Here is a 14,882-nt window from a genome sequence, read left to right on the forward strand (position 1 = left end):
ACCTTATCTATGGTTATTCGCAAAGGAAAATGTACAAGCTTTGGTAAAAAACTTGAAGAGGGTATTAAATTTGAGAGCGTTGAAAAACTGCCAGCAATTACTGGCAGTCAATATGCTTATACTATTTGGCCGCCGCTTTTGCTTGTTCAATCCAAGCATTAAATTGCTTCTGGTGCGCTTTGATCCAACCGTTAGCATGGGCTTCGATATCAGCCGGTTTGTTTTGACCTTTTTGCATCATCAGGTTTTCGGCACTGACATCGTTAATGTTCAGCTTCATGATGGCAAACAGTTTTGCCGCTGCAGGGTTTTGTTCCGCAAAGGCTTTATTGGCAACAATGCGCATGCTGTTCATTTGGAAACCGTAGTTTTTACCATTTGGCAATGTGGTATCGATATCACCACGATCACCTGGTAGTGATGAGTGAGGCACTTCTAACCAAACGACATCTTTTCCTGGGACGAGCACACCACTTACCCAATATGGTGTCCATGTGTAATACAAGATCGACTCACCATTTTGATAACGCGCAATGGTATCGGCAATAATGGCGGCGTAGTTCCCTTGGTTGTTATCGATAGTGGCTTCTAAACCAAAATCTTTCATTTGGTGATTAACCACAGACTCACAACCCCAACCTGGATTACAACCGGTTAAGTCAGCTTTGCCGTTGTCGTTGGTATCAAACAATTTGGCCAGTTTTGGGTCTTTTAATTGAGCAATATTGGTGATGTTGTATTTATCAGCCGTTTTCTTATCAATTAAGTAACCTTGCGCAGCGCCTGTAATGTATTGACCTTGACGGTAATATTTGTCGTCACCACCGGCTTGAACATATTTGTTGCTGTGTAGTGGATCCCAGTTAACCGCCAAATATGTAGCATCGCCGTTAGCAATTGAGGTGTAACCAACGTTGTAATCCACTTCTTTGGTTGGTTCAACAGTGTAGCCGAGCGCTTCCATTGCTTTATTGACGATTAGGGTTTGGAAGGTTTCTTCAGCAACAGTGGATTGAATAGGCTGAACGGTCACGCCTTTACCCGGCAGATCGGCCGCTTGGGCTGTAAAGGCAACAGTTGAAGCTAAAATTGTGCTAGCAAGTAAGGTTTTCATCCGTGTGTTTTTCATTATATGTCCTTGTTTATTGGTGGCTTTATTTTGTGCCTGTATTGGTGGTATTTCTGTGTTACGAGTTAGCCGTGTTGTTTTTCTTAATCAATTTGTATATTAAAGATGCTGGGCCTGTTTCATACCAACGAGTCTTTTTATCACGTGCCGCAACCCCTATAGTTTGGGTTAAGCGATCCAGTAAGATGGCTAGTATCACGATGCCTAAACCACCGACAGCAGCAAGACCCATATCTAAACGACCAATACCACGTAATACCATTTGACCTAAACCGCCTACTGCAATCATTGAGGCAATCACCACCATTGAAAGCGACAGCATTAAGGTTTGGTTCACACCTGCCATAATGGTTGGAGTCGCCAGTGGTAATTGAATGCGATACAGCATCTGCTTTGGACTTGCGCCAAAAGAATGACCGGCTTCGATAAGCTCTTCTGGTACTTGTTGAATACCTAAAATCGTCAAACGGACAATCGGCGGTAGGGCGAAGATAATCGTCACCACCACGCCGGGAACGTTACCGATACCAAACAACATTACGATCGGCACTAAGTACACGAAAGCCGGTGTGGTTTGCATTGCATCGAGGATAGGACGAATAATTTTGCCGGCGGTTTCGTTTCGCGCCAGCCAAATTCCGAGTGGTAATCCTATCAACAGACAGAAAAAGACCGAGGTGAGCACTAATGCTAACGTGACCATTGCCTCTGACCATGCGCCAGTTAAACCAATCACGGCTAAAGAAATTAGGGTCGATATACCCATTTTTCTGCCCGCGAGTTGCCATGCGATAAGCGTTAAAATGGCAATCATTAGGATCGATGGTGTCGACACTAAAGCGGTTTGAAATGAGGTTAAAATAAAATCAATGGGCACACGTATGGCTTGGAATACAGGGCGTCCGTGCATCACCATCCAATTTAGTGAGGTTTCAACCCAGTGATCAAATGGGATCACCGCATCTTTAAACGGGTGTGACCAATCAATACCTTGTTGGACATGTTCGGTTGGGGCGCTATTTAACCAAGAACTGGCGCTATCGGCAGAACTGGCGGTCGACCAAGGATCGGCGCTTGCTGCTGTCGTGCTACTGGTTGCCCATGGATCTGCCGCCGCCGCTTGGCTCACGGTTTCCGTTGCGATTGCTTCGGTTGTCATAATAATTACTCTCTATCTAATGTTTGCAGCAGACGGGTTTTAGTAATAACCCCATGATATTGACCTTTTTCATCCACCACTGGGACGGCATAAGGTACATCGGCTACTTGGCTGATAAGCTCGCTGACAGGGGTGTCGGCATCCAAAGACAAGGTATCGCTAAGCAATGCAGAGCTTAATGTGCGGCCTTCTTTTTTGGCGAGCGTGAGAGAATCTATGGAAACTATGCCAGCATAGACATTGGCTTTGTCGGTCACAATGCCGTAATCACGGTCATGATCCGATAAAATTTGTAGCGCAGCTGCTGGTCCATCGGTTTCGCCTTTTTTAAATACGGCTGCTGGTTTTTTACGCGCAATATCTTTGGCGCAATAGACCGATGCTACGTTTACACCACTAAAGAATGATTCGACATAATCGTTGGCTGGATTTTGCAATATTTCATCCGGCGTACCGACTTGAACCACCACGCCATCTTGCATAATTGCAATTCGATCACCAATGCGCATGGCTTCATCTAAATCGTGCGAGATAAAAACAATGGTGCGACGATCGTCATTTTGAAGGCGAATTAATTCATCCTGCATTTCAGTTCTAATCAGTGGATCGAGAGCGGAGAAAGCTTCATCCATTAATAGAATATCTGGGTCGGTGGCTAATGCGCGAGCAAGGCCCACACGTTGCTTCATCCCGCCAGATAATTCATCTGGGTAAGACTCACTTTGATTTTCAAGCCCGACTCGAGCTAAGGCTTTTTGCGCAGCTTCATTACGTTTATCCAACTCAACGCCTGATAATTCAAGGCCAAAGGCAGCGTTTTCAATGACGCTCATGTGTGGCATTAGGGCGAAGTTTTGGAAAACCATACTGATATTGTTACGGCGAACCGTACGCAATTCTTGCTCTGAAATAACCGCTATATCTTTGCCATTTAAATAAACATGGCCTCGAGTGGGTTCTATAAGGCGGTTTAATAATCGAACTAAGGTGGATTTTCCCGAGCCAGATAGCCCCATAATAACGAAAATTTCACCTTCATTAATTGAAAGGGAAACATCTTTAACCCCAACCGTTAAACCGGTTTGGTCAAAAATTTGGTCTTTATCCAGACCTTGTTCTAATAATTTAAATGCCTCATCAGGGGATTCTCCGAATACCTTGTAGAGATTTTTCACTTCTAATTTGGTTGTCATTTTTTATTGCATCCTTGACTAATTTTCACAAAACCGGAACGTCATGGCTTTGTTAATTGTTTAGTACCCTAACGAATTTTAGGGGTAATTGCAAAAATACAGGATAAATTAGGTGGTTAACTATCGAATACAATTCATTTGCCGTGTGAATGTAACTTTTAACAATTGACTTAAGTATCAATATTATATGTTCAATATAGGCAGGATTTTATGATCATTTTGTAGATGAAATAAAAAACGCACATCAATCAATGATGTGCGTTTAATTTAGCATTAGTGGTTATTTATTGTTCATTAATAACCGACTAAATAGAGACAGATTATAAATTACAAACTTTTGTCCAATCTGCATTGTTACCCGGCTCTGAAGATGTCCACCAATTCGCTTGGTAAACCACACCATCATTGATAACTTTATCGCCTTGATTTGCGTGGCTTGGATTTCCTGCCCAGTCCTTTTGAGGGAAGTCTGGGTAAGTCACTAAACCGGCATTATCACAAGTGCCATTATCGCCGCCGCCATTGTCGTCACCACCACCATTGTCGGCATCGGTAATGTCGGCTACAGGGTAGTTTGGATGTTCAAACTTAAAGCCATAATCCACACCGTTAATGTTGACGGTGTAGTTAGCTGGGCCTGAAATTGGTAGGTAGTACACCATATCCAATTCATATGCTTCGCCAGCAGGTAAGGCTTTCCAGGCGGGTAGAGTAAAGGCAACACGATGCATCACGCCGTCTAAACCACCAATATTATCGGCGCGAGTATGACCTGAGCTAATCACGGCTAAGCCACCACCGGATTGATCTTTGGCGTTATCTGGCGCTGAAGTTGGAATATCGAATTGGAATTCGGTTCCTCCAGGAATATCTTGACCTGTGTTGTTGGTAAAGGTGATTTTTGGATTGATTGGGTAGTTTTGGTCGCCTACTTTAAAGCCGCCAACACTGACTGCAATATCGACCACTTCTTCAGGCATGGCTGATGTTGCAACTTTATTACCGTAAGGCGCTGCGGATTTAAACTCTTCGTAGATAGTCTTAGTCAGAGTGTTACCCATGTGGTATTCACCGTTACCAGAATTACACGCTTGTTCAGTTTCATCGACTGTGGTGCGTTTTCCGTTGGCATCAAGTACATAACAGCTGTAATCGCCGGCTAATTCCCAGAACATCACTCCACCAATACCTTGGTCGATAACGTAATCGGCTTTAGTAATAATGGATTGCTTATCCTCAGTAGATAAGAAGACTTTTTTCTCTTCATTCCATAACCAAGGTGCAACGGCAACACTGTCATAGTAACGAGTGTAAGAGCCAGTTAATGCATCATCAGGATTGGTGTCAGGGTGCAAACCATACGCATCGGCGTAAGAGCCCCAAATACCTTTCTCCAAGTTTTTAGCATGCCACATAGGGTTAGAGCCGGCGCCCATTTCGTTGCCTTTTGGATCGGTATCATGCCACATGTTATCGATGCCAGTTGCGCCGTGACCACAGTTGTTTTTCTCGCCTTCACCAGTACCTGCATCACACTGAGTTTGATCTGGAAGTGCTGCGCGGCCCCATAAACCATGGTCTCCGCCGGTCACGCCTTGCCAACCACGAGTGTAATATGGCACACCAATGTTAATTCGACCGGCTGGCATAGAGCCGCGGAAGAAGTGGTAAGCCCAATCGGTATTCAAGTAACCCATACCACCATAAGCAGCGGTGCCATAAACATTCCACTGTGCAAGCTCAGAATCTTTACCCGTATCGTACAATGCCGCATTATGACCGACGTGGTCATTCCATGCGCCATGCAAGTCGTAAGACATAATGTTAACGTAATCAAGGTACTTAGTAACATCGAAGGTTTCCATGCCACGCAGTAAGTAGCCTGAAGATGGTGCGGCAATCGTTAACATGTAGTATTGATTGTCGGCAGCAGAGGCTTTATCTATCTTCTCACGTAGCACTTTCATCAGTTCTTGGTAAGAAGCCCAAAGATGCTCACGGCGAGGTTCCATAATATCTTTATCAAGAGGGTTACCCGCACCTGCCATTGAGGTTGGGTATTCGTAATCGATATCGATACCATCGAATTTATATTTACGGATAAGTTCGACCGCAGATTGGGCAAATTTTTCGATTGCAGCGTGGTTAATAGAACCATCTGCATTGGTGGTCATGGTGTAGAAACCGCCATCATCGATGCGAGAACCATCGTCAGCAAAGTGACCGCCGGTTTCAGCCCAACCACCAATTGAGATCAGGGTTTTGACATCGTAACGTTTTTTGTAGGTGGCTAATGCGCCGAAGTGACCTTTAAAGCCTAACTCAGGATCAACATCCACACCTGGCCAAGTTTTATTGACCGCGGCATTGTTAGGATCGTTTACATCACCAATGTTGACATTACCGTCAGAGCCAATGCTTACGAACGCATAGTTAATGTGAGACAGTTGCTCCCAAGGGATATCTTTAACCAAATAAGCAGCTTGCGGATCATCGCCAGAACGCCAACTAGTAAAGTAACCAATAACACGGCGAGGGTGATCTGCACCCATGATCTCACGACCATCTGCGTCATAAGCATCACAATAAGGAACATCAACACCTTCAGTTTGATACAAACCGTCTGGATGACAGGTTGAAGTGGTTGGTACATCGCTTAATACTTTTAAAGAGGCAGTTGAAGAGTTTGTGGTCACGCCTTCGTTATCGGTCGCTTTGGCAAATATCGCCAATGTTCCTGCTTTAGTGGTGGTGTAATCAAGAGTGTAAGGAGCAGAAGCAACGCTACCCACTAAAGATCCAGCAACATAGAAATCAACTTTATCAACTGTGCCATCGCTGTCTGCTGCATCGGCGGTTAATGTGACGACTGCGCCAATATCAACACTGTTTGCTGAAAGGGCAACAGATACGCTTGGAGCTTGATTGTCATCAGTTGGGGAGGCTTTAACATCAACCGTGACACTACTCTGAGTACTTTTCTCGCCTTCGTTATCATAAGCAATCGAACTAAAAGTATGCGAACCAGAAACCGCGGTCCAACTGGCACTATATGGCGCCTTGGTTGTTTGCGCGACGACTGCGCCATCAACTAAGAACTCAACACGCGCGACGCTGCCATCACTATCACTCGCAGTTGCCGTTAATGCGACAGTATCGCCTTCAGTGACATCGGCACTTGCTACTGGCGACGTGAGCTCAGCCGTAGGGGCAATATTGACCACCACATCACCAAAACAAGTATCGGTAAATGCCCAAGCGCCCCATTCGCCAGCATCTTTCGGGCTATTGCCTTGAGTCCAATATTTAGCGCTATACGCACTACCATCTTGTTGCACTTTTGCACCGCCATTGTAAACCGCACCAGAATCCCATTCTTGTAATGACCCACAATCGACCGCAGCGTAACTGCTGAATGCCATTAAACAACTCGCGGTTAATGCGCTGAGCTTAAAGGCACTCTTGCCAAATTTATTACGACTTCTTTCCATGATTTATTATCCTTAACTAGTTGTAACAAAGAGTAAAATTATAAAAAGTAATCAATGTATATTTAAGATTAAACTTAATTTCCCTCACCAAACAACTTTAGAATAATTGATACAATACACACTGAAAATTTAGTAGAACTCAGTTCTGACTCGTAAAATATTTATGTAACGTGCAACAACTGACAGGAGTTTGCATGTGCAACCGATCTTTTACTTATCTTGACATTTTGCTAACAAAAGGTGGGGGTTGATCTATTTATTTAGGCGGTAATTGCCTTGGCTGGAGTAAAGAAATAGCGCCACTGTAATACAATTTGGCTTGAATGATTGAATCATGTATTGCTAGTTTATTGAGCGGTTGGCTTTGTGTTGAACTGTTTGCTCAAAAGGTAAGCATTTTTGCTGTTTCTGTCACCAACGTGTAACCAACTGTCGATAACTTCGTGATATGTGGCAAGTTACAATTTGTAATGATCTTTTTTGTTGTGAGTGAGAAATGTATAGAGTCATGATTTTTGTCGTTCATTGATGAGTTTAATTGGAAAATTAATGTGATGTAGATCAACATCTTGATTGTGGGGCACAGAGATAAACAGTCGTTAATATTCGACCTAAGCACGCTAAGTTGCTGACGAGTAACCGCGGGATGATAAAGCTGAGAAACTTGAACTTATGTCACAAATCTATACCCTCCGTCGGCTGAACTTAATTACCGATGATTTTATGCCACAATCGATACCCAAATAAGACAGGTAGCGTGAGGCGTCATTGAAAAATGCGGTATTGAAGTTAACGCAACCTGATTGAAATGGATGACAACGGGTATAAATACATCTCTGTGATTGCTGTTTATTCATTGTTTGCCATAAAGAGTGGTAATGAAAAGCAGACAGAGAAAACTGGAGTCAGAATGCCTGATTTAACCAACTCCCTAAATACCTCTTCTCAACTGCAACATTCCCAACGACAAGAAACCGATTGCGCCGCTGATAAACTGGGCTTAAATAATCCGACCTTATGGTATAGCGGCGGTTTTATCGCGATGTTCGTGGTATTGGCTTTATTTGACGGCCAAATGTTATCAAGCATAGTCAATGCTGGCTTTGCTTGGTCGGTCAAAGTCTTTGGCCCTTATTGGCAGGTGTTACTTCTGCTGACTTTTTTAATTGGCATCGCATTAGCCGTAGGGCGCACCGGTCGGGTAGTGTTAGGCGGGATTGATACGCCAGAGATGGATAATTTTCGCTGGATGGCGATCCTCTTTTGTACCTTACTGGCGGGTGGTGGCGTTTTTTGGGCTGCGGCTGAGCCGATTGCACACTTTGTCAGTGCGCCTCCTATTTTTGAAGCGACAAAAAATGTGCAGCAACAAGCGGTGAATGCGCTTTCTCAATCGTTTATGCATTGGGGGTTTTTAGCGTGGGCAATCGTAGGCAGTTTAACCACCATTGTGGTGATGCACCTGCATTATGATAAAGGCTTACCACTCAAACCAAGAATTTTGCTTTATCCAGTATTAGGTGAGCGCGCGCTGAAAGGGCACACCGGCGCCTTGATTGATGCGTGTTGTATCATTGCGGTTGCGGCCGGAACCATAGGGCCAATTGGCTTTCTTGGCCTGCAAATCAGTTATGCGCTCAATGCATTGTTTAACATCCCAGATGGTTTTACCACTCAATTGATTATTGTGCTCTTTACCATCGTGCTTTATACCCTTTCGGCGTTAAGTGGTTTAAATCGCGGCATGCAAATGCTCAGTCGTTATAATGTGATTTTAGCGGTTGGCTTAATGCTGTATATCTTAATTTTCGGCCCAACCAGCTTTATTTTTAACACTTATATTCAAGGTGTTGGCAGTATGGTTGATAACTTTATCCCGATGGCAACCTATCGTGGGGATGAAAGTTGGCTTGGCGGTTGGACTGTTTTCTTTTGGGGGTGGTTCTTAGGCTATGGACCTATGATGGCGATCTTTATCGCGCGTATTTCTCGTGGTCGTTCGATTCGTGAGTTAATTTGCACCATCAGTATTGTTGCGCCTTTAGTGACTTGTTTTTGGTTCACCATTATTGGCGGCAGTGGTTTAGCGTTTGAAATTGCCAACCCAGGAAGTGTCAGCGATGCATTTGCAGGCTTTAATTTGCCTGGTGCGCTGCTGGCAGTGACCCAACAGTTTCCAATGCCGACTTTAATTTCGATTTTGTTTTTAATACTCACCACCATTTTTATCGTCACGACCGGTGATTCGATGACTTATACCATTAGTGTGGTGGTTAGCGGGGAGACAGAACCGAACGGGATCATCCGTACCTTCTGGGGTGTGATGATGGGGGTTACGGCGTTGATTTTGATTTCACTAGGCGAGGGTGGGATTTCGGCGTTGCAATCCTTTATCGTGATCACGGCTGTACCGGTATCATTGATATTGTTACCTTCGCTTTGGAATGCACCACAAATAGCAATCAAAATGGCGAAAGAGCAAGGCTTTGATTAATAAGTTAATAGATTCATCACTTGTTAGGCTTTAATGAGTTAGGGGCAGTTTATGCCCCTTATTTATGTGTTGGACTATGATGGCAAAAAATTATCAACCCGATGAGATTTTAACCTGATATTTTAGTATCTTATTGTCTTATCACGGTTAACCTTGACAGAGATTCATGTTGAGCGTGAGTGGTTGGATATTTTTATTAAGGCTTGTTATGACGCTCTCTATTTGGTTTTCATTAGTGTTGATTTGTTTGCTGGGAGCTATGTCTCCGGGGCCGAGTTTGGCTATGGTGGCTAAGCATAGTTTGGCGGGTGGACGTGCAAATGGATTGGCAACCGCTTGGGCGCACGCTTTTGGTATTGGTCTGTATGCGTTATTCACTATTCTAGGTTTAGCGGTTTTATTGCATCAATTTCCCAGTGTTTTTAAACTGATCACTTATGCTGGCGCGCTTTATTTAGCGTGGTTAGGTTGGAATGCGATTCAATCGAAAGGCGGTATTGCCGAGCGGTTGGAGTCGGGCAAAACCTGTTCAGTCTATCAATCCGCCAAAGAAGGTTTCTTGATCTCGATTTTAAGCCCTAAAATCGCGATATTTTTCACCGCATTATTTAGTCAATTTGTGGCAGTCAGTGCAGAAACCAGCAGTAAGGCTATTATTGTATTAACCCCATTTTTTATTGATGCTCTTTGGTATACCTTGATCACCTTTATGCTTTCGAGCCAAGCATTGTTGGGCACTTTAAGACGTAAAGCACATTGGATTGATCGTGTTTCGGGTGTGGTGTTAATCTTATTAGCGCTGCGAGTGGTGTGGATGGTTTGATTTTAGGTGAGCTAAAAATTGCAGCCAAAGGAGTGGAGTAATGGAGATCAACTTTAACTGGGAAGATGCTAGCCAAGTTATTATTGGGGCATTTACGTTGGCAGTTCCGATCTCATTTTCTGAGGAAGCATGGGATCTCAGCCGCACGCTACCAATGCTCAATATTGGTATGCTATTTGGCACTTCAATCGTAATCCTAGCTTTTTTTGCCTATCAAAGTGTGTTCCAAAGTGACGTCCAACACCGTATGTTTGCCTTTGTATTTCGGATCGTTTTTACTTATTTTCTTACTCTATGTGTCGTCGCATTAGTGTTGTTTTCACTCAATAAATTGCCATTAGATGCAGAACCATTATTGGCACTTAAACGATTGATTATTATTGCAATGCCAGCTTCAATGGGCGCAATAGTCGTGGACAGTTTTGATAAAGAGTGAATAAGGGTAAATCACGCGAAAGGATAAAAATAGGATAGAAAGGAAAAGGGAGCGGTTGATAAATGAGCCGCTCCCTTTTTTTGGTTGAAATTGAGCATCGTTAAATGCTCAATGTCGACATGGGTTATTTGGTCGATAATGCGCTGTTAACGATCGACGACATAAAACGTTGCTGAGTGGCAGAGTCTGATTTATTAAACCAAAAATGCAGCATTTCTTCTTCGGTATTTTGGTAGGCTGCTTTAGTCGCCGGTTTTGTTTTGGCGAATGCTTGGCTCATCACTGAAGAGGTAAAGCGTTGCTGAGTGGCGGTATCTGCTTTATCAAACCACTGATGCAACATCTCCTCTTCGGTATTTTGATATTGGACAGCGGTGGTCGTTGTAGCGGCTACAGGAGCAGAAGCTGCAACAGGAGCTGTGGCAGCGACTGCTGTGATGGCCGCAACGCCACCCTTCTTATTGTATGCGACAGATTCTACTTCATATTTACGACCAAGTTGGACGCCATTCTTGAGCAGTTTGTCTTGTGCAACTTTAACTTCATTACCATTTTGGTCAACTAATTTCCATGTTGGATTTTTATCAAAATCACGAGCTTGATCGGCGCTACGGTATTTCGGCATCACCAGTTCTAGTTGGCTATCGGTGGCATCAAATTTAGTGATAATAGCATCAGTAGTTACATTTACTTGGTCATTACCTTCTTGAAATACAGGTTGGTAACGGAACACAATTTGGTTCACACCATCGGGCAAGGTGACGCTTTTTTCACTAGCAAACAAACCACCATTGATGTCTGGATCCGCGCTATTGGTTGCCAACATATCGACATTACTTGGAAACTTAATAGTCACATCGGCTGCAGCGGTAGCACTAAAGCAGAGTAGGGCAGCAAGAGCAGCCGGCGTTAAGACAGAGCGAGTAATTGACATGTTGGTATCCTTTTCGTCAATGAAGATAATAGATGAACAGCAATAGAAAAGGGCTCTAACTGAGAAGAGCCCTTTGATTTTCTTCTTTTTATTTTTTTGCGTTATTTTGTTGCTTGTCCGCTTCTGTTAGTTCGCGGATTTTACGGCTGATATCACGACGCTGTTTTGAAATTTCTGCACCAGTGATGATGTGGTCATCAACACGATCTTCATAATCGGCTTTCATGTTCTTGATGATGGCAATGATTTCTTCTTGAGACATTTCTACGTGAATATAATCCATAAGGTTGTCTAGCAGATCAACACGCTTACGGTTATCACGGATTTTTTTCTCGTTATCCAGAATTTCACGTTTCAGTTTATTTTTACGACGAGCTTGGTTTACGATTTCAAATACGTTAGCCATGGTTTCTTCCTCATTAAAAAGTTAAAAATAAAATCCTATTTATCAAATTAAACCATATCCCTATCTCGCATAACAGCGCTAAGATCAAAATAAACGAGGATTGTGACGCTTCTTGTTTATCCTCGTCTACTTTTCAACCACTCAAAGCTTAAATGACAAAGGGTGAACTAAAGTCATTGAAATGAAGTCGAAAATAATATGATATAGACATCAGTCGTTTAGGCTTCAATCGACTTACCTCGATTAAAAGGCTTTTATCTCGAACAACATTTAATCACGAAAGATCAATAGCCCTAGTATGATGGATGAAAATGACAAAAATAAGATAGATAAATCAATCTATCGTTTTCGAAAAGCTTACCAAGAGGCCAGATATTGGTCGGATAAACTAAAATTAGAGCTGAACCGCAAACAGATCATGGTGGTCAGCAATAATGGACAGAAAATCTCACGCTTGTGTCGTTGGGATCATTGAGGCCATAGGGTCAATCAGAGGAAAAAAAATGAATATTGAATTATCGGCAGTAGAAGCGCGTGTGATAGGTTGTTTGATTGAAAAAGAAGTCACAACCCCAGATTATTACCCACTGACACTCAATAGTTTAACCACCGCATGCAATCAAAAAAGTAATCGTGAGCCGGTTATGGCGCTTACAGAAGCAGAAGTGATGGATGCTACAACTGCATTGATTGCGCGTCATTTAATGACCGATGAAAGCAGCTTTAATAGCCGCGTCTCTAAGTTTCGTCATCGTTTTTGTAATACTGAATTTGGCTCGCTGCAATTTAGCGATCAACAACGTGCGATTGCCTGTTGTTTATTATTACGTGGTGCACAAAGCCCAGGGGAAATCCGCACGCGTACCAATCGTTTGTGTGAATTTACCGATGTGAAAGAAGTGGAAGCAGTTCTAGATCAAATGGCCGCTAACCCAGAAGGGGCGGTGGTGGTGAAGTTACCTCGTGAAGCCGGTAAACGTGATTCACGTTATATGCACTTATTTAGTGGTGAGATTGATATTGCGGCATTAGAAGCGGCTGCGCCTGTGCAAAGAGTTGCGGTGAGCTCATCTCAATATGAACAACGTATTGCTCAGCTTGAAGGTGAGGTGGTGCAATTAAAAGCGGATATGGCCGAACTAAAAGCGTTAATCGTTGATTAATGCACAGCTCTGACATGACTGATGTGACGGTTACCCCACACAAACAATGGCATGTGTACTTGATAAGGACGCGTGCCAATAGTTTATATTGCGGTATTACCAATGATTTAGCCCGTCGATTTGCGCAGCATCAATTAGGTAAAGGCGCGAAATATTTACGCGGTAAAGGCCCATTAGAACTGGTGTGGTCACAATCGGTTGATGATAAAAGCGCGGCGCTGAAAGAAGAAATAAGAATTAAAAAGCTGTCGAAGGCTTATAAGGAAAGGTTGGTGTTAGAAGGATAAATTTGGTGGCGTTAATCACACGCCACCGAATATAAAGTCGAAATTATGCTGCTGTCATTAATTGATCTTGAGATTGGTTTTGAACCGGTGCTTTTACCGTGATACATAACACTAATGATACGACTAATAGCATCAACATTACGCCAAATACCGCGCTAAATCCGCCAAATAGTGAAGCAATGATTGAGCCAATTAAGCTGCCGATACCAAACCCTAAGTAGATAACGCCATAGTTCTGAGTTAAGTTGTTCAAACCAAAGAAATCGCTGACTAATGATGGGAACACAGTAATGGTTCCGCCAAAACTAAAGGCCACACAAGCCACTGCAAAGTAGAAGCTCATTTCATTGAGTGACATAAAACGCAGTGCCAATACCCCAGCAAGACAAACAATAACTGCAATCGAAACCACTTTAATACGAGATATTTTGTCGGATAAAATACCAAGGACTAAACGACCACTTAAGTTTGCGATTGCAATAATTGCTACCGCACTCGCTGCTGCAGCAACTGAGAGATGTACATAACTTTCACCGATATCTTTCGCTACACCAATAACATATAAACCAGACATACAAATGGTTAAGAAAATAATAGACAATACCCAAAATTGTTTGGTTTTTACTGCATCATTCAAAGTCATATCTTTTGATGTATTTTGGCTTTGTTGTTGCGTCTCCACCTGTGGTGCATCGGTCATCATCAATGCGCCGATGATCACCATAGTTGTGACTAATGCTCCCCACACTTCAAACGTCATATTTAGGTTGTCGTTAGTTAGGAAGTATAAATTGATGTATTTGAATCCTAAACTGCCAAGGCCATAAGCACCAATAGCATAAGCAGAAGCTAAGCCCTTACGCTCAGGGAAGAACTTCACACAATTGGAAAGTGTCATTAAATAGCCTGTACCATCGGCAAAGCCTAACAATAAGCCCGCGGTTAAATACAATGCCCATAAATGTGTTACGTGAGAGATGGCCATTAACGTCGCACCCATTAACAATGCCGCGCCAATGGTCACTTTACGCACTCCAAATTTAGCTTGTAGTTTACTTGATAGTGATGATGCAACCGCAAGTGATAAGCTTAAAATGCCGAAAGAAAATGCCACTTGGCTGACAGGTTGATCTAATTGCTTGGCAAGAGGGGCATTAAATAAGCTCCAAGTATAAACCGAACCTAATGCAAATTGAGTCAGGATAGTACCAAGTAAGGTCCATAAGCGAACATTGCTTTGGTTAGAGGTTTTAGCCTCGGTATTGGTGGTTGAAATAGCCATAGTTTAGCTCCAAATTTAACTTAAATCATAGGGTCAAAGCCCGTCTCTAAGGTCTAAGTTACAAGCATTATTCAGTAATACAATG

The 14,882-nt window shown here is 43.0% G+C and carries 11 protein-coding genes and 1 pseudogene; 5 read left to right on the forward strand and 7 right to left on the reverse strand.

Annotated features, from left to right (window positions below):
* Positions 1-121: 121 nt before the first annotated feature.
* The 4 genes from proX to GFB47_RS12505 form a co-directional block, all read right to left on the reverse strand.
* Entirely contained in the window at positions 122-1,129 is a 1,008-nt protein-coding gene (proX, locus tag GFB47_RS12490) for a glycine betaine/L-proline ABC transporter substrate-binding protein ProX (RefSeq protein WP_153448383.1), read from the reverse strand.
* 58 nt (positions 1,130-1,187) lie between these two features.
* Entirely contained in the window at positions 1,188-2,288 is a 1,101-nt protein-coding gene (gene proW, locus GFB47_RS12495; protein WP_153448384.1) for a glycine betaine/L-proline ABC transporter permease ProW, read from the reverse strand.
* Positions 2,289-2,293: 5 nt separating this feature from the next.
* Positions 2,294-3,481, reverse strand: a complete 1,188-nt coding sequence (gene proV, locus GFB47_RS12500; RefSeq protein ID WP_153448385.1) for a glycine betaine/L-proline ABC transporter ATP-binding protein ProV — start codon at positions 3,479-3,481, stop codon at positions 2,294-2,296.
* A gap of 320 nt (positions 3,482-3,801) precedes the next feature.
* Positions 3,802-6,972, reverse strand: a complete 3,171-nt coding sequence (locus tag GFB47_RS12505; protein ID WP_153448386.1) for a chitinase C-terminal domain-containing protein — start codon at positions 6,970-6,972, stop codon at positions 3,802-3,804.
* A gap of 985 nt (positions 6,973-7,957) precedes the next feature.
* On the opposite strand from GFB47_RS12505, the pseudogene GFB47_RS12510 reads away from it, so the two are divergent.
* The 3 genes and pseudogenes from GFB47_RS12510 to GFB47_RS12520 all read left to right on the forward strand — a co-directional run.
* Positions 7,958-9,466, forward strand: a pseudogene (locus GFB47_RS12510) (BCCT family transporter); the annotation flags it as partial.
* Between the two features lie 208 nt (positions 9,467-9,674).
* Positions 9,675-10,289: a LysE family translocator gene (locus GFB47_RS12515; protein ID WP_153448388.1), complete on the forward strand. Its 615-nt coding sequence runs from the start codon at positions 9,675-9,677 to the stop codon at positions 10,287-10,289.
* Between the two features lie 40 nt (positions 10,290-10,329).
* Positions 10,330-10,725 (forward strand): DUF2391 family protein, encoded by a 396-nt coding sequence (locus GFB47_RS12520; RefSeq protein ID WP_153448389.1) that lies wholly within the window; start codon positions 10,330-10,332, stop codon positions 10,723-10,725.
* Positions 10,726-10,849: 124 nt separating this feature from the next.
* On the opposite strand, the gene GFB47_RS12525 is transcribed toward GFB47_RS12520, so the two are convergent.
* Together GFB47_RS12525 and GFB47_RS12530 are read right to left on the reverse strand one after the other, a co-directional pair.
* Positions 10,850-11,659 carry a DUF2057 family protein gene (locus GFB47_RS12525; RefSeq protein WP_153448390.1) on the reverse strand — a complete coding sequence of 270 codons (810 nt, stop codon included), beginning with the start codon at positions 11,657-11,659 and terminating at the stop codon, positions 10,850-10,852.
* 88 nt (positions 11,660-11,747) lie between these two features.
* Positions 11,748-12,065 carry a DUF496 family protein gene (locus GFB47_RS12530; protein WP_153448391.1) on the reverse strand — a complete coding sequence of 106 codons (318 nt, stop codon included), beginning with the start codon at positions 12,063-12,065 and terminating at the stop codon, positions 11,748-11,750.
* A gap of 503 nt (positions 12,066-12,568) precedes the next feature.
* Between GFB47_RS12530 and GFB47_RS12535 the strand changes: the two genes are divergently transcribed.
* Positions 12,569-13,228, forward strand: a complete 660-nt coding sequence (locus tag GFB47_RS12535) for a YceH family protein (protein ID WP_153448392.1) — start codon at positions 12,569-12,571, stop codon at positions 13,226-13,228.
* On the forward strand, positions 13,228-13,515 hold the full coding sequence (locus GFB47_RS12540) for a GIY-YIG nuclease family protein (RefSeq protein WP_274601944.1): 288 nt from the start codon (positions 13,228-13,230) through the stop codon (positions 13,513-13,515). Before GFB47_RS12535 ends, GFB47_RS12540 begins: the two co-directional genes overlap by 1 nt.
* 43 nt (positions 13,516-13,558) lie before the next feature.
* On the opposite strand, the gene GFB47_RS12545 is transcribed toward GFB47_RS12540, so the two are convergent.
* Positions 13,559-14,797: an MFS transporter gene (locus GFB47_RS12545; RefSeq protein ID WP_153448393.1), complete on the reverse strand. Its 1,239-nt coding sequence runs from the start codon at positions 14,795-14,797 to the stop codon at positions 13,559-13,561.
* Positions 14,798-14,882: the final 85 nt, after the last annotated feature.

Source organism: Vibrio algicola, from assembly GCF_009601765.2.
Taxonomy (GTDB): Bacteria; Pseudomonadota; Gammaproteobacteria; order Enterobacterales; family Vibrionaceae; genus Vibrio; species Vibrio algicola.